The sequence below is a fragment of the Bradyrhizobium sp. 192 genome (assembly GCF_023100965.1).
Classification (GTDB): domain Bacteria; phylum Pseudomonadota; class Alphaproteobacteria; order Rhizobiales; family Xanthobacteraceae; genus Bradyrhizobium; species Bradyrhizobium symbiodeficiens.
In genome coordinates, this window is sequence record NZ_CP064690.1 from 7,167,495 (window position 1) to 7,186,901 (window position 19,407).

Here is a 19,407-nt window from a genome sequence, read left to right on the forward strand (position 1 = left end):
TCGCCGGTGCGCGCTGAAACTGGAGCCGCGCATTCCGTCCTCATCCTGAGGAGCCGCATAGCGGCGTCTCGAAGGATGGCAGCAGAAAAGAGCTACGGCTTCTGCTGGAATTCTTCCTTGGAGACGTAATTGAAGTCCTCGACCAGGACGTCCTGGACGACTTCAGCCTGCATCCGCTCGTTGACGCGCTGCTTGATGGCGGTCGTCAGGATGGCGAGGTCGTAACGGGCGAGCTTCCTGAAATCGAGACGCTCGTCGGCATAGATCCTGCGGAAGGCCTCGTCTACGACGAACGGCTCCGGCGGAACGTTGAGCTGATGCAGGGTCCGTGCATCCGCGGTGTAGACGAAGCGCGCGACGATGTAGCCCTGCACATTGCCGTTCTCGACCATGGGCACGCTCAATGCCCGCGTCTTCTGGTATTGCAGGCCGTCGAGATATTCGTCCTTCGCCGGCAGCAGGCTGCCGTTTTCCTTCCAATAGGCCACGCCATAGCTCGTGCCCGCGGTGAGGATGCATACCCAGAGCCCGGCCAGCACCAGTCTGATCATGTTCCGTCCTGCACTGCGCGACCAGTATAGGTGCCGTCGGACTCGGCTTCCTTGATCGCCTTGACGATGACGCTCGCGATCTCGCGCACCGCGTCATAGTGCATTTCGAGGATCGAGCGATTCCGCTCGAGCTTCTCGCGCAGCCGCTGGATTTCCTCGGTGACCTCGACGTCGCCTCCGAGATGCATCCGCGCCCGCATCAGGCGGACGAATTCGAGCATGCTGCGGCTCTTCCGCGCGCTGAAATCGTCGAAATCGATCTTCTGGCGCGTTGCGAGCGCGACCGTCTCCTCCTCGACGATGCTCTCGAGCCGGCGGATTGCCGCCAGCAGGCCGCGCACTTCATCCGATCTCGCCGCATCCGCGCCGTCGGCCACGGCCTCGTCGCTCACGACCGGCAGCAGCACAGGCAGCAGCGCATCGCCTGCCGCTGCCTCCGTCGTCGTCACCCCGGTGTCCGCGACCGGCTGTTCGATCACCATGGCCGCCGCGCTGTCTTGTGCCTGCATAGGAAATTCACCCTTCAACTTCTGTCACCCGTTCGCCGATCATCATCCGGCCTTGCCGGCACCGTTCGGCGCCGCCGCGTTCGCGGCGGCCAGCTGCTTGGCGATGCCAATGCCGTTGCCCTTTGCCAGCTGGCTGCCAAGCTGCTCCGCCAGCATCGACTTCCAGACGCCGCCGGCCGTGCCCTTGCCAAAGATCTGCTCGGATTCCTTCGGCAACATCGTCTCGACGAAGGTCTGGAGGATGAATGCCTCGAACTTCCGGTAAACCTCGCCGGATGCCGGCGCCTTGATCATCCGCACCGGCGCCCCGTTCACCGCATCCGACGGCGCCTCGGAAACCTTCGTCGCCGGCTGCTCGGCGGCGGCCGCCGCCTTGCCGGCCTCGGCCTCCATGGTGGCGGCGAAATCCGCGTCGGAGGATTTCAGCGCGTCGAGTTTCGCGGCCGCCGCGCGCTGCGTCACGGGATCGCCGGCATCGAGGACGTCGAGAACGAGGTCGGGCGTCGCGGTCACGATCATGGCTTGTTCCGGTTGGCTGGCCGTGGCGTCCATGCGCGCACGGCTGGGCTTATTCCCGTCATTTCCTCGAGCGTGCGCTTCTCGGCGTCACGGAGCTTGTCGGCCAGCGCCGCCTTGGCGACCTGCTCGAGCTGCTTGACGCGGCGGCTCTCGGTGCGGATCTGGTCGAGCTGCTGGGCGGCCTGCGCCTGGATCGCACGCGCACCGACACTCGTCCTGTTCAAGCGCCGCGCGATCGAATCGCTCGACGACCCCGCCGGCGGCTTGCCGTCGTTCAGGGCCCCCACCAGCCATTCCTGCTCGTCCTGCAGGCTTCGCTCCTGCTGCCGCAGCTGCGCGAGCTGCCATTCGGACAGCCGGAGCTGGAGCTTCACCAGCGACACCATCCGGCCGAGCTTGTCCGCGCGCGAAATGGTCACGGCGTCACTCCGCCAGCCAGGACGAGAGGCCGAGCATGAATTGCGTCAGCAGCTCGTCGCTCGTGAGGTAGAGCAGCAGGAAGCCGCCAAACAGCACGAAAGGCACCGAGACGAAATAGACCGGGATCGCCGGCGTCAGCTTGTTGATCAGGCTGACCGCCAGATTGACGATCACCGAATAGACGATGAAGGGGCTCGCGATCCGCAGCGTCAGCACGAACGCTTCCGACAGGCGGCCGACGAGCAGCTCGAGCGCCAGGCCGCCGCCGAGCCTGTCGCCGGGACGCCAGACGTCGTACGAATTCATCAGCCCGCGCAGGACCTGCCAATGCTGGTCGGTCATGAAGAAGAGCGTGGTGACCGATACCATGATCAGCGGCACCAGCGCGGGCGCCGGATCGCTGTCGGCGACCGGCGTCCCCGGAATGTTGCTGAGCCCGATCGCACTCGCCATCACGGTCGCCATGGTCTGAAGCGCGAGGAAGAACACCCGTCCGCCGAGCCCGATGACGCTGCCGACCACGAGCTCGGAGCAGATCAGGAGCGTCAGCGTCAGCGGCGCGGCGTTGTCGGTGAGAGGTTTCAGCACCGCGATCAGGATCGGCGTCAGCGCGAACGTGGTGACAAGCGCCACGAACAGGCGGACCTGGGCCGGAACGTTGACGCTGGAAAAACCGGGCACCAGCATCAGGCAGGCGCCGATGCGGCAGAACACGATGAACGTCACCAGAACGCTGTCGGCAAGGCCGCTGATCACGACACGGCTCCGAGCGCCCTGATCTCAGCGCTGCGCGCGACTTCGACATGCGACAGGATCGGCAAGGTCGGGAACACCCGCTCCAGGATCATCCGGACATAGGGCCGTGCTTCAGGCGTCACCGCCAGCACCACGCTGGTGCCGTTCTCGGTGAACTTGCGGATCGCGGCGCTGGCTTCGGTCGCGAACTGCTCGATCAGGCGCGGATCGGCGTCGAACTCGACGACGTCGCCCTTGCCGTCGCGCTTCAGGCTCTGGTGGAACGCCAGGTCCCAGCGGTTGCCCAGCCTGACGACGTTGAGCACGCCGTTGTCGGAGAGGTCGCCGCAGATCTGCTGCGCCAGCCGGGTCCGCACGTGCTCGGCGACCTGCTCGGAGCGCCGCACGTGAGGTGCGATCTCGGCGATCGCCTCGAGGATGAGGTGAAGGTTGCGGATGGACACGCGCTCGGCCAGCAGGATCTTCAGGATCGCCAGCAGGCCCGAATAGGAGATCTGCGACGGGCAGAGATCCTCGACGAGGCGCTTGTATTCGGGATCGAGACGGTCGAGCAGCGCGCGCATGTCCTTGTAGGACAAGAGCTGGGCGAGGTTCGCCCTGAGCACTTCGCTCAAATGCGTGAGCAGCACCGACAGATTGTCGACCGGCTTGCAGCCCTGACGCTTGACTTCGTCCGTGAAGGCTTCCGTCACCCACAGCGCCTTCATGCCGAAGGCGGGTTCGACCACCTCTTCGCCGGGCACGTCGGGCTTGCCGTCCTTGTCGACCAGCACCAGCACCTCGCCTAGCCTGAGCTCGCCATGGGCGACGCGGGTGTCGTGGATCCGGATCTGGTAACCCTTGGGGTCGATCGACAGATTGTCGCTGAGCTTGATCTCGGGAATGACGAAACCGTACTGCTTGGCGAACTTCTTGCGGATCTTGGCGACGCGGTGGGCGAGCTCGGTGCGCGAGCCGAGCAGATGGACCGAAAGATGGCCGCCGAGCGCCAGCTCGATCTCGGCGGTCTTGAGCTGGTCCTTGACGGATTCCTTGGCCTCCGCCTGGGCACGCTCGTCGGCCTTGCGCGCATCCTCTTTCCGCTCCCGCGCGGCTTGTCGTTTCGGCAGCGAATAGCCGACGAAGGCCATGACGCCGCCGAGCAGTACGAACGGGCTCATCGGCAACCCCGGCATCAAGGCGAGCACGAACATCATCAGCGAAGCGGCCGACACGGCGCGGGGATAGCCGCCAAGCTGCCGCAGCACGGCCTGCTCCGCCGATCCCCTGGTGCCGCCCTTGGAGACCAGCAGGCCCGCCGACAGCGACACGATCAGTGCCGGCATCTGCGTGACCAGACCGTCGCCCACCGAGAGTTTGGTGTAGACGTCGGCGGCGCGCGACAGCGTCAGACCGTGATGCGTGACGCCGATGATGATGCCGCCGAAGATGTTGATCGCGGTGATGATCAGGCCGGCGATGGCATCGCCGCGGACGAATTTCGAGGCACCGTCCATCGCGCCGAAGAAGGAGCTTTCCTCTTCGAGCTCGCGACGCCGGCGCTGGGCTTCCTTGTCGTCGATCAGGCCCGCGGACAGGTCCGCGTCGATCGCCATCTGCTTGCCGGGGATGGCATCCAGGGTGAAACGGGCGCCGACTTCGGCGATTCGCGTCGCGCCCTTGGTGATCACGACGAAGTTCACGGTGACCAGGATGGCGAAGATGATCAGGCCGATGACAAAGTCGCCACCCATGACGAACTTGGAGAAGCCGGCGACAACGTGGCCGGCAGCCTGCTCGCCCTCCCCGCCGCGCGACAGGATCAGGCGGGTGGTTGCGACGTTCAGCGCCAGCCGCAGGATCGTCGCGATCAGCAGCACGGTCGGGAAGGCCGAGAAGTCGAGCGGCCGCTGGATCCACAGCGCGACCATCAGGATCAGCGCCGACAGCGCGATCGAGAACGCAAGACCGAGATCGATCAGGATCGGCGGGATCGGCAGGAACAGGATCGTGAGCATGGCCACGATGCCGCCGGCGAAGAAGGCGTCGGCCCCCAATCGTCGTGGGGTCGGCAGGCTAGCAGCTAACGTATCGGCCATGGGTCACCGGCAGAGGGTCCACCTCTAATCTGCCCCGCAAAGCTTACGCGGGGATGGTGCCGAGTCCCGGGCGGATCAGAAGCCGCGCTCGATATGCGAATAGACCATCTCGGTGAAGGTGGAAAGATGCGCGCCGATGAAGGAGCCGGAGATGGCGACCACGACGAGAATGACGATGATCTTCGGAACGAAGGTCAGCGTCACCTCCTGGATCTGGGTCAGGGCCTGGATCAGAGCGATGACGGTGCCGACCAGCATCGCGGCACCGACCGCGGGCCCGGAGGCGACGATGATGGTCCAGATCGCCGCTTGGACGATGTCGAGAGCGTCCCGTTCGTTCATGACTGGCTGATCGTGAGCCCCGGCCCAACCGCGACCTTGGTGCCGTTCTCGAGGGTCGCGATGGAGCCGTCGGCGTTGATGGAGACCGAAACGACCTTGCCGCTGAAGCTCTCGCCGGTGGCGTCGGTGAAGCTGACGGTCTTGCCGATCAGGCCGTTGGCCTGCGACAACGACTGCGAGGACAGCAGCGCATCCAGCTTCGAATTGGTCTGCATGGCCTGCTCGACCGTCGAGAGCTGCGCGAACTGGCTCATATATTGCGAGGTATCCATCGGATTGGTCGGATCCTGGTTCTTCATCTCGGCGACGAGAAGCTGAAGGAACGTGTTGTAGTCGACGCTGTTGCTCGCGGTCGGATTGGGGGAGCCGGTTGAACTGGATTTGTCGGTCGCGCTGGTGACGTTCATGTGCCTCTCCGCTGTCAGGCAGCCTGGAATGGGGACTCGGTGATGGCGCCGGCCAGGATGGCCTGCTCCACCGGGAACAGGGCCCGGATCCGCTTGAGTGCCTCGAAGTAGCGGGTCGCCCCGACCAGCTCGTCGACCACGCCCAGTCCGTCCAGCATCTCGCGGCTCTCGCACACGGCGCACAGGGCCGCATGATGCTGTCCATAGAGCGCCGCGGCGTCGCGGATATCGGTCGGGTTCATCAGCATGAGCTGGACGATGAAGTAGAGCTGCCGCAGCGCCGTGGTGGCGTCGGAGGCCTGCATGACCTGCCCTTCGAGCAGGAACATCACGTCGTTGACGAGCTCGACGGAGACCTTGCGGTCCACGCGCAGCACCGCGCCGTTGATGTAGATCCGTTCGCCCGCGCGCAAGGAGATCTTCATCAAAGAGCGTCTCGGATCAGGCGGTTGATTTCGATGAGCTGCATCACGTCGTTCGACCTCTCCTCGCGAAGGCGATCGGCTTCCTTGACGACCCACAGGCCGATCGAGATGATGTCGGCGCGCAGCTTGTCGGGGAGCCCGTTTTCCGGATGCGAGAGATCCTCGATGAAGATCGTCCACAGCCGCCGTACATAGAGCAGGCTCTCGACCAGATCCTCGAGGCGGAACACGCCTCTCTGAAGCCGCTCGAGCCGGTCGATGCCGAGGCTGAGCGCCTGCCGCTCGCGGCCCCGCGCCTCGTAACCGCTCTCGTCGACGACCGATTCATAGGCTTCAAACGTCATCAGCATCACTCTGCGCAGGAGACCGGATAACAGGACGAGGCTGCGAGCCTCGGCTCTAGAGATAGTTGATGAGGCTGATCTGCTGGAGCTGCGAGGTCAGCGCCAGCGCCGTCTTGATCTGGGTCTGCAGGGTGTTGACGCGGACCGAGGCCTCGGTCGGGTCGACCGCCTCCAGCTTGACGATCTGGTCGTTGAGGATGTCCTTCTGGATCTTCAGCTTCTCGGTCGTGCCGGTGACCCGTTGCTGGATCGAGCCGACGGTGCCGCCGAGCACGGCGAGATCGTTGATCGCGCCGCTGACCAGGCCGATCGCCTTGTCGACGACGACCTGGAACGTGTCCTTGCTCAGGCTCGTGGTGCCGAGATCGGTCAGCATGGTGTAGGCCTCGGCCAGCTTGCGGAAGCCGGGCTGGTTGGCACTGACCGAGCTGTCGACGACCTCGGTCGTGGAGATGCGGCTCGACAGCGTCTGGTCCGTGGCCGACGACCAGTTGGTATTCCAGGCCGGGCTCGCGAACTCGGCGTCAAAGGCGTTGTCGAGGAAATTCTGCATCTGCGCCGGCGTGATCGTGCTCACGCCGGGGGCAGACTGCGAGAAGCCGAACGTCGCCAGGAAGTCCGCATCGACCTGGTTCTTGCTGGCCGAGCCGGCGGTGTAGCTTGTGACCGGCACGGTCTGCGTATTGATTCCACCGAACAGATACGACCCGTTGTAGGAAACGTTGAGCGCGCCAATGACGTCCTGGAGGTTCGCGGACGCGCTCGGCATGATGATCTCCGCGCCGCTCTCGGCGTCGCGGGCCGCGATCAGGTTCTTGAGGAATTCCGACGCGGTCTTGCCGAGCTGCGTGATTCGGTTCTGGGTCACGTCGAGCCGCCCCGCAACCAGCTCGTTGGTGTCGACGAGCTGATCGGCGAAGTTGAAATCGGCCCGCAGCGCCACGTCGCGGCCCGTCCCCGTGCCGAGCTCGAGGCCGACATCGGCAAAACGGCCGGTGGTCGCCTCCTTCGAGGCCTTGGTCAGCGCGCTCTGGTTGTTCGTGATCGACGACCTCAGCGACGAAGACAGCATCAGGGTCGAGATGTAGTTCGCGCTCATCATGACTTAGTTCCCCACGGCAGCCAGCAGGCTCTGCAGCATCTCGTCGACGGTGGAAATGATCTTCGACGACGCCGAATAGGTGCGCTCGACCTGGAGCATCAACGCCATCTCGTCGTCCATATTGACGCCGCTGACGTTGGACAGCGCCGCTGTGCTGCGGTCGAGCAGCGTATTCTGGTACTGCACGTTGTCGTCGGCCGTCTTGCGCTGGCTTTCGATCCAGCTCGCCGAGGAGGATGCGAACTCGATCACGCTGCCGCTCGGCTTGCCCTGAGCCGTGGCGTCGAACGGCTGCGGGGCGCCCATGTTGTTGATGAGCTGCTGGAGCCGCGTCGAGAAGCCGGCATTGCCGGTCGTGTTGTAGTTGAAGGCCGGAAGGCCGCTGATGGCGCCGTCGCGCAGCAGGTTCGGGTTTCCGCCCACGGCCGGATCGACCGAGGCGGCGACCGCGATCTGACCCGCGAGGCCCACCGAGATCGTGGCGCTCGCGGGCATCGCGGGCGCGCCGGGATAGGTGAACAGGCCGGGCCGGTCCGCCAGCGTCGGGATGGCTGACTGGTCGCTTTCCTTGAAGGCGTCGATCAGGCCGCGCGCGATTTCGTCGAGCTGGCTCTGATACGTGACCGTGTCCTGGTCGCGCAGCTGGGCAAGGCCGGCGAGCTTGCCGGACTTGAGCGGCATGACGGAATTGGCGCCGGTCACGGGCACGCCGTCGATGAAGACGGCATTGCCCGTGGTGCCGGCCGTGTAGGCGTTGGTCGGCGCAAAGCTCACGGTCCGCGCGATCTTGTCGAACAGCACGACGCCGCTGTCGGTATGGAGCGCGGCGTCTCCATTGGCCCGGATCGACATCGAGACCCCGGTCTCCTGCGACAGCCTGGAGACGATGCTGTCGCGCTGGTCGAGATAGTCGGTGACGTCGTCGCCGGAGATCGTGCCCTTCACGATGGCCGTGTTGACGGTCTGGAACTGGGACAGCAGCTGGTTGATGTTGGCGACCGAATTCGCCATGTCGGCGTCGGCTCCTTCACGGACCGACTGCACCGTCTTGGTGGCCTGGTTGAGCGCGGTCACCATGTCCTTGGCGGACGTCACGGCGGCCTGCGCCAGGGTCGCGTTGTCGGTGGAGTTGGCGTATTGCTGCAGCGCCTGCTTCAGCTTGTTGAGCAGGGCGGTCGGTGACTGCTCGAGCTCGGGATCGTCCACCGTCGCGGCCGCGATCTTCTGCAGGCCGTCATAGATCACGCTCTGCTTGGCCGATGACGAGGTCGCGGTCAGCACGTTCGAATAGAGGCCCGAACTGGCCGCACGCTGGATCGCCGCGACATAGACGCCGGTGCCGGGGAGGTTGTCCAACACGGCGATCTTGCGCGAATAGCCGGTGGCGCTGGCACCGGCGATGTTGCGCGAGATCGTCGACGACTGGATGCCCGACGCCATGAGCGAGGCGCGAGCGGAGTCGAGAGCGGCGGTAAGGGACATGATCTGCTCTTGCCGGGGGTGAGCGCCGAAGAATTCAGCGCTTCAGGTTGACGACGACGTCGAGCAGGTCGGCGCCCGTCTGGAACGATTTCGAGTTGGCGGTGAAGCCGCGTTGGGCCTCGATCATCCCGGTGAGCTCGTCCGCGAGATCGACGTTGGAGTCCTCCAGCGCGCCGGACTGAACCGTGCCGAGCCCGCCGGTGCCGGCATTCCCGGCCTGCGCATTGCCGGAGTTCATGTTGGTCGAATAGACGTTACCCGGCTCGGGCGTCAGATTGTCGGGGCTCGCGACGTCGGCGAGCATGATCGTGTAGAGCGTCGTCTGCTGTCCGTTCTTGAGCACGGCTGTAACGTATCCGTTCTCGTCGACATCGATCTTGTCGATCGCCGAGGGAACGCTGCCGTTCACGGTCGCCTTGAAGCTGAAGTCGGTGCCGACCTGCGTCATGTTCGACAGATCCATGGTCAGCGCGGCGCCGCCCGGGACGGTCACGGTGAGACCCGTCGGGCTCGCGGCTGCCAGCGCGCCCTTTCCGGCCGCGGTGGTGTCGAAGGTGAACGTGGTGGCGGCGCCGAGCGAGGTGCCCGTTGCGGAGTCGTAGACCTGAATCTGCCAGGTGTCGGAGCCGGCCGCCGTCGCGGTGTGGGACATATAGACGTCGAGCGTAACGGCCTGACCGATATTGTTGTAGGCGACGATCGAGCTCTTCGATGAATATGACGCCGGACCGGGCGGACCGGCAATGACAGCCGCCTTCGGATCGAGATTGCCGGTCGTCAGGGTGCCCGCAGTCGACGGCACCGGCACCTGCGAGACCTGGGCGATGTTGACGATCTGCATTCCAGCCAGGCTGTTCTGCGAGAAATTGGTCACCTTACCGGGTTGGCCCAGAAGGTAATAGCCGGCCGCGTTGACGAGGTTGCCCTGAGCGTCCGGCACGAACGAGCCGGCGCGCGTCAGGAATTGCTGCGTGTTGTTGGCGTTCGCGACGACGAAGAAGCCGTTGCCTTGCACGGCAAGGTCCGTGGACGACGTCGTGAATTGCGTATGCCCGGCATCGCTGATGGCGTAACGGACGGTGGTCTCGACAGCGCCGGAGTCGTAATTGCCAGAGCCGCTCTTCAGGATCAGCGAGGAGAATTCGGTTGAAGCCCGCTTGTAGCCGGTGGTGTTGACGTTGGCGATGTTGTCCGAAACCGTCGACAGCTTGTTGGACTGCGCGCTCATGCCGGAAACGCCGGTGCGCATAACACCATACAGGCTCATGAAGTGGGCTCCTTTGGTAGGTTGCTGTTACAATGGGGGATCTTGCTTGCGCGGGGCTGATGGTTCGGGACCATGCACAACTTCAAATCGTCATGTCGTTTTCGGCTGACAGAACGAGCGCGCCTTGTCGGTCCAGGCGCCGAAGCCGCTCGAGACGAGGTGAGCCACGATGTGACAGACGTAGCGCTTCTGCGCCGGCTGGTTGTTGGGGCCGGCATTGTAGCGGGCCACTGCCATGGTCCAGCTGCCCTCGCGCTGCTTCAGCTCTTTCAGGAAGCGCGCGGCATATTCGACGTTCTTCGCGGGATCGAACATGGCGCGCACCGAAACGAACTTGTCGCCGTGATAGTAATGATTGATCTGCATGCAGCCGAGGTCGATCAGCTTGATGCCCTTGCCGCGCATGGCCTGGAAATTTGCGATCGCATCGTCCATGTCCTTGGCGAACACGGTCTGGCCGTCGGCGCCGAGGGCGTAAGGATGCAGCGCGCCACGACGCCCGGTCTCGGTGAGACCGACCGCATAGAGAATGCCGAGCGGAATCCCGTGCTGCTGGGCAGCGCGCGCCATCTCGCGCTCGCAGGGGCCCGCGCCGTCGGTGGCCGCGGCCGCGGCGCCCGCGTTACAGATAAACAGGGCCGCGACGAAGATGCGGCGCCACAACGTCCTGGTCATGACGCGTCTCCTGGCTGGGCTGGCGCTCCTGGCGGGCCTGCTTCGCGCCGCCGTCGGATTGCCCCGACGACGTGCCTGCGCCGCCGAACGTACCTTGCGACTGCGACGAGGGCTGTTGCTGGCCCGAGAGCTGCGGCTGCGACTGGCCGGAGCCGCTCTGGAATCCGTCCAGCGAGCCGTGTTGCACGGGCGCGACGTCGGCGACATAGCCCGCCGACTGCATGAGATCGCGGATCTGGTCGCGCTGCTGATCCAGCATCTGGCTGGTGTCCTTGCGCGCGGCCGCAAGGTGGACGGACACTTCGGTGCCGACGAGGCGAAGGCGCACGGTGACGTTGCCGAGCGCGGGCGGCTCGAGATTGATGGTCAGGATCTTGAGCGGCTGATCGGGCGCATTGGTCTGGGATGCCGAGAGATCGGGCGCTGCAGACGCCGCCGGGCCCGCGGAGTCCTTCAGCTCGGCGACGACAGCATTGGCGACCTGTTGCGGGGCGTTGAGCTGCGCCGGAGGCAGATGCGTCTCCTGCTGGACCACGGTGACCTTGGTCGTCTCGGGCAATGCGTCACGCGTCGACGCCTTGGCGGCGCGTTCGACATTGGCCGTGACGGCCTCGAAGCCTGATGTCGCGGGCATGGCTTTGGCGGAGGCATCGCTGCCCGGCTGTGCGGCCGCGGCTTGCGAGGCCCCGCCTTGCGCACGCGCGCCGGTCGGAACGGCAGCGGATGGCGCGGAATCCGCCGTACTTGCCTTCGCCATGCCAGCGGCCGAAACTTCGCGCCTCGCGCCGGGTGAGCGCTCCTCGCGCGCGTCTTTCTTGTCACCCGACTGCGACTGCATTGGCGGCTTTACAGCCGATGCAGCAATGAGATCCTGTCCCATGATCGCGGCAACGGTCGGGCGGTTGGAGACGTCCGGCTTGGGGTCATGGCCGACCGGACCTTGTGTCTCCGAGGATTTTTCGGTCGTCTGGTCGCCGGACCCAATCACGTCGATTGCCTCGGTGCGATCGTCCGTCTCGTCTTTCGACTTGTCCTTGCCCGCCGGGTGGGCCAGATGCGTGCGCAGCGTTCCGGCCTTCGCGGTCGTGTCGCTGCCCTCATCGGTCAATGCCTGCTTGGCGAGGCTCGAGACGGTGTGGAGCAGATCGTTGAACGACGAGGCGCCCTGCGATTTGGCCCCAGCGCTCTTCGCCGACCGCGACGTCCCGCGAATGTTGAGGCTCTCGGCGAGACCCGAGAAAATTTGTCCGGAGGTTCCACTGAGCTTGGTCATGGACGGCGGTCCCTGGTCAGGAGTTCGAGTTCGCCGAGTTGCTTATGCGCGCGCGCGAGCGTCACCGTCGATGACGCCAGATCGAGACGCGCCGGCGTTGCCGGAGGCTTGTCGGCAGCAATGGCGGATCCGCCCGGAAGCGGCTTGCGAACATCGAGCGCGAGCTGCACCGTGGCATTCAGAAGGAGGACGTCCCGCTCGGGCAGCTTCGACCGGTCGAGTGCCTTCAGCTCGGCGAGACCGCCGTCATATTCGTCGGTGAGCGCCCGCGCGACGCCGCGAAAGAAATGCGCCCGCTCGCGATCCGCCGAGGCGTCGGCGCTGAGCGTCAGCGCCCGCTCGCCGGCAAGCCGCGTGACGGCCAGCTGTCCGCGCAGCATCGCCGCGCGCGCGATCACGAGATAGAGCTTGAGTCGCCCCGCGCGCTCGATCTGCTCGAGGAGCGCCGCGATGCGCGCGAAGCGACGCTCGTCGAGCGCGAGACTCGATTGCGCCAGGCTCGTGGAGAAGCGCTGCCAGAAATCGCCGGCATAGATCGAGTTGCGGTAGTGGCGGATATAGGCCAGCGCCAGGAACTCGAACTTGTCGAAATCCTCCGCCTGCCCCACCAGCAGGATCTCACGGCGCAAGGCCGCCTCCTCCACCAGCGTGCCGGGCAGGAGCAGGCGGGCGTCGTCGAGACGTTCGATCGCGAGCGATGCCTCGGCACGCGCGAACAGGGCGCCCTGGACCAGCGCGACCTGTCCGCCGAGGCCCGAGGACAGCGTCCGCGGCTTGACGTCCTTGAGCTGCTCCCGCGCTTCCTCCTGACGACCCTCGACATAGGCGAGCGCGCCGTTGAACAGCCGCTCGTCGATGTTCATCTTGTCGCGCGGCAGCTTGCGGACGATTTGCGGCGCGCCGCCGCTGAGCAGGTAGATGACCGCAGCCTGGCTATTTTGCGCGTTGCTCCACACGCCCGGATCGGCGGCGAGAAATCTCTCTCCGATCTGCCGGATCAGCGCGATGTGACTGCCATGCGCGGCGGTGTCACCGTTGGCAATGCCGTCCTGCACCGCCTGCAACCCGCGGACGAGCTCGTAGGGCTCGCCCGGCTGGCGCGCGGGCTCCGCAAGCGCGTTCGCTGCCGTGAACGGCAGGAGCAGCAATGCGGCGCGAAGGAGCGGCCTGATCAAGGGCGCTTCTCACGGATCAGGATCTCGATCCGGCGGTTCTGCGCGGCCGCCGGATCGTTCGGAAGCTTCGGCCGGCGGTCGGCATAGCCTTCGACATGCTCGATCCGCAATGCGTCGACGCCGGAGCGAACCAGCATGTAATAGGCCATCTGCGCACGTGCGGTCGACAGCCGCCAATTGTCGTAAGTCTCCGAACGATACGGCCGATTGTCGGTATGGCCGCGGACGATGATCACGCCCTGGCGCTTCGTCAGCAGCGGCCCGATCTTGTCGATCACGCGGATCAGCTCGGGCCGCGGCTCGGCCGAGCCGACCGCGAACATGCCGAAGCTCGCATCGTCGGTCAGGCTGATCAGGAGGCCCTCCTCGACCTGACGCACCTCGGCCGCCGGCCCGGCGCCCGCCTTGATGTCGGACAGCGCCTCCGTGACGGCGGCTTGAAGCTGCTTGACGGTCGGCTGCTGGGCTTGCGCCGCATCGCGCGGCTCGGGCTCCTTCGTCGTATCGCCGGGACGCGCCTGCGCGGCGGCGTTGGTTTGAACGGTCGCCTGAACGGTCGCCTGGGCGCTGCCCTCGCGCGAGGCCTGCGCCGGTGCGGCCCCCGGCGGCAGCAATGGCGAGAGGTTTGCTGACGACGCATCCGCGTTTGGCGCCAGGCTTCCGCCGGCATCGTCGGCCCTGGCACGACGCTGCTGCGGCTCGCCCTGATTTGTGCCCGGCGCGCCGTCGCGCGCGGAGGCATTCGGCCTGAGCTCGCTCTCGATCATCCGATCGGCATCCTTGGACGACGCTTGCGGCGCGAGCTTCCAATAGCCGGGGTCAAAGGGATCGCGGTAGGCGTCGCCGCCCTTGAAGCCATCCTCCTCGACGGATGTCAGCGCGCCGGCGCGGCGCTGTCCCGAGGACTGATTCGCGCTGTTCGCGATCTCGGCGAGCGTCACGTAGGGATCGCGGAACAGGAGCTTCTCTTCATAGGAGGCCGGCTTCTCGGCCGTCGGCGAGTCACCGCGCCGTTCTTCGTTCGAGCCGGCCGGCTGACGCTTGCCGTCCTGACCTTCGAGCGACGTCGTCTCCTTCTTGGGCAGATTCTTCAGACCTTTCGGCGCGGGCGCATTTTCCGCGAGTTGGATCGGATTGAAATAGCTCGCGACGACCTGCTTCTGATCCTGATTGAGCGCGTTGAGCAGCCACATGACCAGGAAGAACGCCATCATCGCGGTCATGAAGTCCGCATAGGCGATCTTCCATACGCCGCCGTGATGCGCCTCCTCGGCGAAAGCACTGCGCCGGCGGACGATCACGAGCTCCTGCTTGACCTCTTCCATGGCGGGTTACCGGCGCGCTGCCTTCAAGCGTTCGCTCCAGGCCGTGATCTGCGTCTCGATCACGGTCTGGTCGGCCACGACGCGGACCTCCAAGGTATCGGCCGCCTCGTACTCGATACCGGTTCGCCTCGACGCCTCGAGCTGCGTCTTCACGAGGTCGAGCAGCTCACTCGGGCCCGTGACCTTGAACACCGGCACCGGCGAATTGCCGGTCAGCGCCGCAACATGCTCCACCAACGATCCGATCGCCTTGTCGCGGACCGCCTCGGTGAGGAACGGCAGCAATATCCGCGCCACGGAGCTTGCGATGTTGGTCTCGATCTCGCGGCAAGCGGTCTCGAAACCGCCGACGATCGCGATCGCCTGCTGGTCTGACCATTTGGCGCGCTCCTCGCCGAGCCGGATCGCGCTGCGGACGCGTTCCTCGGCGAGCCTGGCGTCGCCGTCCGCGACGCCGGCCGCATGGCCGCGACGGTAGGCATCGTCCAGGAGACTGGCCGGCGGGGCTTCCGCCTTCGGCGCCGACGACGGCGACGGCGGCAGCTGTTGCGGCTGGGCCTGAGGCTGCGGCGAAGGCTCGCGCATGACCTCCTTCGACCTCGTCAGCACGTCCTGGATCCTGGGCGGCGGAGGCGGCGGTGATTTGGCCCGGCCGTTCGCGTCGAACTGCGTCAGGAATTTTCCGATTGCCGCGTTCATGCCGCCTCCTCGCGTCGCATCCAGTCTTTAAGGATCGCTGCGGCCTGCGCCTGGTCGAGCCGGACGATCTGCTCCAGTCGCTTCTGCGGCGTTCGCTGCATCTTGCCTTCGAGGTCTTCGACGAGATTGAGCTCGGCCTCCTCGCTGTCCGGCAACGCGAGGGCGGCGGCGGCTTCGAGCTCGGCGACCTCGGCGGCTTCGGCCTGTTCCTGCTGCGCGCGATGGGTCAAAATGCCGTTGACCGCGGGCCGCAATCCGAACCAGACCAGCATCGAGGCGACGGCCAGGATCGTCACCGCGTTGATGACGCTGCCGAGCTGCTTGTTGATCATCTCGACGAAGCTGATCGGGGGCACCGGCGCCAGTTCGCGCGAGCCCTCGATGAAGTCGACGGCCGTCACCTGGATCTGGTCGCCGCGCGTCTTGTCCAGTCCGCCGGCCGTCGCCGCGAGCTGGCTGATCTCGGCAAGCTTGCTGTCGACGATGGCCTGGTTGGTCTTGTCGCCGAGATCGGCGACCAGCCGTGCACGATTGACCAGAACGGCGATGAAGAGCTTCTTCACCAAATAGCCGTCGCTCACCGTCGTCGTGGTCTTGGACGAGACCTCGAAATTGGTGACGTCCTCGCGGCGGGTCTTGTCCTCGCTGGAGTTCTTGCCGCCGCCGGCATTGACCTGCTGATCGGGAAGGTTCTGCTGCACCGTCGTCGGCGTCGAACGGTCGGCGTTCTGCGACGATTCCTTCTCGCGCACGTTCCGCACCGAGCGCTCGGCGCGGCTCTCCGGATCGTAGACGGTCTCGTTGACCTGCCGCTTGTCGGTGGAGAGCTGCGGCGAGACGCTGACCTCGAAATTGTCAAGGCCGAGATACGGCGTCAGCGCCTTGCGGATGTTCTCCTGCACCATGCCGCCGACGGTCTTCTGCAGGCTCGCCATCTTGGTCGGGGCGGCGCTCGCCTCGTCCTCTTCGGCGAGCAGCATCGAGCCGTCGGCATCCAGCACCGTCACCTTGTCGCGGCTCATGCCGGGAATGGCGGCGGCGACGAGATGGCGGATCGACTGCGCAGTGCGTGCCTCGATCGCGCCGTCTGTGCGCAGCACGACCGAGGCGGACGGCGGTTGCTGCGTCGCGCGGAACGAGCCGCGCACCGGCAGCACGATATGCACCCGCGCCGCCTTGACGCCCTTCATCAACTGTACCGTGCGCGCGATCTCGCCTTCCAGCGCCCGGAGCTTGGTGACCTCCTGCATGAACGAGGTCAGCCCGAGCGAGCCGATCTTGTCGAACAGCTCGTAGCCGGAATTGGCGCTGGTCGGCAGTCCCTTCTCGGCGAGCAGCATCCGCGCCTGCATGGTCTGGCTCGGGCGCACCGAGAGCGCGTCGCCGGCCGTATTGACGTCGAAGGTGATGTTCTGCTCGCGCAGCGCCGCGCCCATGCGCGTCACGTCCTCGCGGGTGAGGCCGGTATAGAGCGTCTCGAATTCTGGCCGGCTCAGATAATACGCGCCGCCGACGACGGTCACGAGAACGGCAAAGCCGATCAGGCCCAGGGCCATCAGGCGTCGCGGCCCAAGCTCCAGCAGATTGTTGAGCAGTTGCTGTACCTGCGCACGACTGAGCATATGACCTCGTACCAATGCGAACGGTGAGGACACTCCGCTGCCAATCTTGTCTGAAGGTTGCGCGAGGACACGAATGTGTCAGTTCGCAGGCGAGGCGTTGTAATTTTGCAAAATGGCCTCTTTTACAAGGAGCCCATCTCACAAGAAGCATTGGCGACGCAATCAGGTCGGCGGCAACGCACCGGGACGCTTGGCCGCACCATCGGCCGCGGCGTGTCGCATGAAAAATCGACGTCGGGAGATCGATTGCGGGCACGTCGTGCCGTCACGTCCGCCGGTTACGGCGGGGACCGCGCTCCCTCAAGGGAGCACGGTCGTTTTCGAAAGCGCCGCTTAGCCGCGGAACAGCGACAGGATGCTCTGGCTGTTCTGGTTGGCGATCGAGAGCGCCTGAACGCCGAGCTGCTGCTGGGTCTGCAGCGCCTGGAGGCGGGTCGATTCCGCGTTCATGTCGGCGTCGACGAGCTGGCCGATACCACGATCCACCGAGTCCATCAGCGACTTCACGAACTCCGAGTTGTTCGAGATGCGGTTCTTGATGGCGCCGAGGTTGGCGGCGGACTGGCTGACCGTGTTGATCGCGGCGGTGACCTTCGAGATGTAACCATCGAGAATGGTCTGGTCGGCCGTCGAGTCGGTCAGCGCACCGATGTTGAGGCTGTCGACCGAAGCGCTACCGGCCACCGTGTCGAGGATACCACCCGTGGTCGCGGTATAGAGCGAGTAGTTGGCGACGGTCACCGTGATGGTGCTGATCGTCGGCGTGCCGCCGACGCGCGAGAACGACGATACCAGGTTGACGGTCGCAGGGGTGGAGGCGTTCGTGCTCAGCCAGTTGACGCCGTTGAAGGTCGCCGCACTGGCGACGTTCTTCATGTCCTGCTGGATCTGGGTGATTTCGGCCTGGATCTTGGTGCGGTCGATACCGGCGGTCTTGGCTTCGACCAGCAGCGCCTGGAGCTTGGTCAGGCCGGAGTTCTGGTCACCGATGACCTTGTTCAGGGCGGTGTATTCGGTGTCGACGGTCGCGGCCGACAGACCGAGCGAGTCGGAGACGGCAGAGAGCGCGGCGTTGTCGGCGCGCATCGAGGTCGCGATCGACCAATAGGCCGAGTTGTCCGAAGCGGTCGAGACGCGCTGGCCGGTGGAGATCCGGTTTTCGGTCGTCTGCAGGCTGGCGCTGACGTTCCGGAGGGTCTGGAGCGCAGTCATTGCAGCGGAGTTGGTAAGCAGGCTGGAAGCCATCTTTGATGTCCCTTTGAAAGCAGATTGGATGGGGACATACCGGACTTGCACCGGTACGACAGGGCGGCGTCATGCCTTTGGGCTGCGGAAATGCGCGTGGGCCCAACCTGTCGTAACGGCAAGGATAGCGAGCGAAGCTTGTGCGGGGCTTGTGGCGCTGTGCCCCCGCGGCAACAGGGTCGCCGAAATCACGGTGCGCGCGTCATGCAAGCGAAAGGGCCGCGCTTCGCGAGAAGCGCGGCCCTCCCGAGATCGTCTAAGGGCTTAGCGGAACAGCGACAGGATGCTCTGGCTGTTGTTGTTGGCGATCGAGAGCGCCTGAACGCCGAGCTGCTGCTGGACCTGGAGGGCCGCCAGGCGGGTGGACTCCTGGTTCATGTCGGCGTCGACAAGCTGGCCGATACCACGATCCACCGAGTCCATCAGCGACTTCACGAACTCCGAGTTGTTCGAGATGCGATTCTTGATGGCGCCGAGGTTGGCGGCACCCGAAGACACCGTGCCGATCGCTGCGGTGACCTTGGCGATGTAACCATCGAGGATGGTCTGGTCGGCCGTCGAGTCGGTCAGCGCACCGATGTTGAGGCTGTCGACCGACGCGCTGCCGGCCACCGTGTCGAGGATACCACCCGTGCTCGAAGTGTAGAGCGAGTAGTTGGCGACGGTCACGGTGATCGAGCTGGTGGTCGGCGTGGAGCCGACGCGCGAGAACGAGGACACCAGATTGACGGTCGTCGGCGTGGAAGCGTTGGTGCTCAGCCAGTTGACGCCGTTGAAGGTCGCCGCGCTGGCGACGTTCTTCATGTCCTGCTGAATCTGGGTGATTTCCGACTGGATCTTGCTGCGATCGATACCGGCGGTCTTGGCTTCGACCAGCAGCGACTGGAGCTTGGTCAGGCCGGAGTTGCTGTCGCCGATGACCTTGTTCAGAGCGGTGTACTCGGTGTCGACGGTCGCGGCCGACAGACCGAGCGAGTCGGAAACGGCGGAGAGCGCGGCGTTGTCGGCGCGCATCGACGTGGCGATCGACCAGTAGGCGGCGTTGTCAGCGGCCGTGGCCACGCGCTGGCCGGTGGAGATCCGGCTCTGCGTGGTGGAGAGTTGCGAGCTGACAGACCGCAAGGTCTGGAGCGCGGTCATGGCGGACGAGTTCGTGAGCAGGCTTGACATTGCGAATGTCCCTTTATGTAC

General features: G+C 65.3%; 21 protein-coding genes. All 21 read right to left on the minus strand.

Annotated elements, in window-relative coordinates:
• Nucleotides 1-92 precede the first annotated feature (92 nt).
• The 21 genes from IVB24_RS33565 to IVB24_RS33665 all read right to left on the minus strand — a co-directional run bounded on the left by IVB24_RS33565 (nt 93) and on the right by IVB24_RS33665 (nt 19,386).
• The gene (locus IVB24_RS33565) at nt 93-551 is read right to left on the minus strand and encodes a hypothetical protein (protein WP_094977145.1); all 459 of its coding nucleotides are present in this window, start codon (nt 549-551) and stop codon (nt 93-95) included.
• Nucleotides 548-1,060: a flagellar biosynthesis protein FlgN gene (locus IVB24_RS33570; protein ID WP_247770687.1), complete on the minus strand. Its 513-nt coding sequence runs from the start codon at nt 1,058-1,060 to the stop codon at nt 548-550. The genes IVB24_RS33565 and IVB24_RS33570 overlap by 4 nt, the downstream gene beginning before the upstream one ends.
• A gap of 42 nt (nt 1,061-1,102) precedes the next feature.
• Nucleotides 1,103-1,579 (minus strand): rod-binding protein, encoded by a 477-nt coding sequence (locus IVB24_RS33575; RefSeq protein WP_247770689.1) that lies wholly within the window; start codon nt 1,577-1,579, stop codon nt 1,103-1,105.
• A complete protein-coding gene (locus tag IVB24_RS33580) occupies nt 1,576-1,965 on the minus strand; it encodes a hypothetical protein (RefSeq protein ID WP_140483594.1) in 390 nt (129 codons plus the stop codon). Before IVB24_RS33580 ends, IVB24_RS33575 begins: the two co-directional genes overlap by 4 nt.
• A 37-nt stretch (nt 1,966-2,002) precedes the next feature.
• A complete protein-coding gene (gene fliR / locus IVB24_RS33585) occupies nt 2,003-2,755 on the minus strand; it encodes a flagellar biosynthesis protein FliR (protein WP_247770691.1) in 753 nt (250 codons plus the stop codon).
• Nucleotides 2,752-4,833, minus strand: a complete 2,082-nt coding sequence (flhA, locus tag IVB24_RS33590) for a flagellar biosynthesis protein FlhA (RefSeq protein ID WP_094977140.1) — start codon at nt 4,831-4,833, stop codon at nt 2,752-2,754. Before flhA ends, fliR begins: the two co-directional genes overlap by 4 nt.
• 75 nt (nt 4,834-4,908) lie before the next feature.
• On the minus strand, nt 4,909-5,175 hold the full coding sequence (gene fliQ, locus IVB24_RS33595; protein WP_094977139.1) for a flagellar biosynthesis protein FliQ: 267 nt from the start codon (nt 5,173-5,175) through the stop codon (nt 4,909-4,911).
• Nucleotides 5,172-5,582 (minus strand): flagellar hook assembly protein FlgD, encoded by a 411-nt coding sequence (flgD, locus tag IVB24_RS33600; protein WP_094977138.1) that lies wholly within the window; start codon nt 5,580-5,582, stop codon nt 5,172-5,174. Before flgD ends, fliQ begins: the two co-directional genes overlap by 4 nt.
• A 14-nt stretch (nt 5,583-5,596) precedes the next feature.
• Complete coding sequence (gene flbT, locus IVB24_RS33605; protein WP_094977137.1) at nt 5,597-6,007, minus strand: flagellar biosynthesis repressor FlbT; 411 nt, start codon at nt 6,005-6,007, stop codon at nt 5,597-5,599.
• A complete protein-coding gene (gene flaF, locus IVB24_RS33610) occupies nt 6,007-6,351 on the minus strand; it encodes a flagellar biosynthesis regulator FlaF (RefSeq protein WP_162308721.1) in 345 nt (114 codons plus the stop codon). The genes flbT and flaF overlap by 1 nt, the downstream gene beginning before the upstream one ends.
• A gap of 55 nt (nt 6,352-6,406) precedes the next feature.
• Nucleotides 6,407-7,453 carry a flagellar hook-associated family protein gene (locus IVB24_RS33615; RefSeq protein ID WP_247770693.1) on the minus strand — a complete coding sequence of 349 codons (1,047 nt, stop codon included), beginning with the start codon at nt 7,451-7,453 and terminating at the stop codon, nt 6,407-6,409.
• A gap of 3 nt (nt 7,454-7,456) precedes the next feature.
• Complete coding sequence (flgK, locus tag IVB24_RS33620) at nt 7,457-8,935, minus strand: flagellar hook-associated protein FlgK (protein WP_247770695.1); 1,479 nt, start codon at nt 8,933-8,935, stop codon at nt 7,457-7,459.
• Between the two features lie 34 nt (nt 8,936-8,969).
• Entirely contained in the window at nt 8,970-10,202 is a 1,233-nt protein-coding gene (locus IVB24_RS33625) for a flagellar hook protein FlgE (RefSeq protein ID WP_247770697.1), read from the minus strand.
• A gap of 90 nt (nt 10,203-10,292) precedes the next feature.
• Entirely contained in the window at nt 10,293-10,877 is a 585-nt protein-coding gene (locus IVB24_RS33630; protein ID WP_247770703.1) for a transglycosylase SLT domain-containing protein, read from the minus strand.
• The gene (locus IVB24_RS33635) at nt 10,825-12,150 is read right to left on the minus strand and encodes a flagellar hook-length control protein FliK (RefSeq protein ID WP_247770705.1); all 1,326 of its coding nucleotides are present in this window, start codon (nt 12,148-12,150) and stop codon (nt 10,825-10,827) included. The genes IVB24_RS33630 and IVB24_RS33635 overlap by 53 nt, the downstream gene beginning before the upstream one ends.
• Nucleotides 12,147-13,325 carry a chemotaxis protein gene (locus tag IVB24_RS33640; protein WP_094977130.1) on the minus strand — a complete coding sequence of 393 codons (1,179 nt, stop codon included), beginning with the start codon at nt 13,323-13,325 and terminating at the stop codon, nt 12,147-12,149. Before IVB24_RS33640 ends, IVB24_RS33635 begins: the two co-directional genes overlap by 4 nt.
• Nucleotides 13,322-14,650: a MotB family protein gene (locus IVB24_RS33645; protein WP_247770707.1), complete on the minus strand. Its 1,329-nt coding sequence runs from the start codon at nt 14,648-14,650 to the stop codon at nt 13,322-13,324. The genes IVB24_RS33640 and IVB24_RS33645 overlap by 4 nt, the downstream gene beginning before the upstream one ends.
• Nucleotides 14,651-14,656: 6 nt before the next feature.
• Nucleotides 14,657-15,349 carry a hypothetical protein gene (locus IVB24_RS33650; RefSeq protein ID WP_247770709.1) on the minus strand — a complete coding sequence of 231 codons (693 nt, stop codon included), beginning with the start codon at nt 15,347-15,349 and terminating at the stop codon, nt 14,657-14,659.
• Nucleotides 15,346-16,971, minus strand: coding sequence for a flagellar basal-body MS-ring/collar protein FliF (gene fliF / locus IVB24_RS33655; RefSeq protein WP_162308722.1), 1,626 nt, complete (start codon nt 16,969-16,971; stop codon nt 15,346-15,348). The genes IVB24_RS33650 and fliF overlap by 4 nt, the downstream gene beginning before the upstream one ends.
• Before the next feature lie 333 nt (nt 16,972-17,304).
• The gene (locus IVB24_RS33660) at nt 17,305-18,216 is read right to left on the minus strand and encodes a flagellin (protein WP_094977126.1); all 912 of its coding nucleotides are present in this window, start codon (nt 18,214-18,216) and stop codon (nt 17,305-17,307) included.
• A 264-nt stretch (nt 18,217-18,480) separates the two neighbouring features.
• A complete protein-coding gene (locus tag IVB24_RS33665; protein ID WP_094977125.1) occupies nt 18,481-19,386 on the minus strand; it encodes a flagellin in 906 nt (301 codons plus the stop codon).
• Between the last annotated feature and the right edge of the window lie 21 nt (nt 19,387-19,407).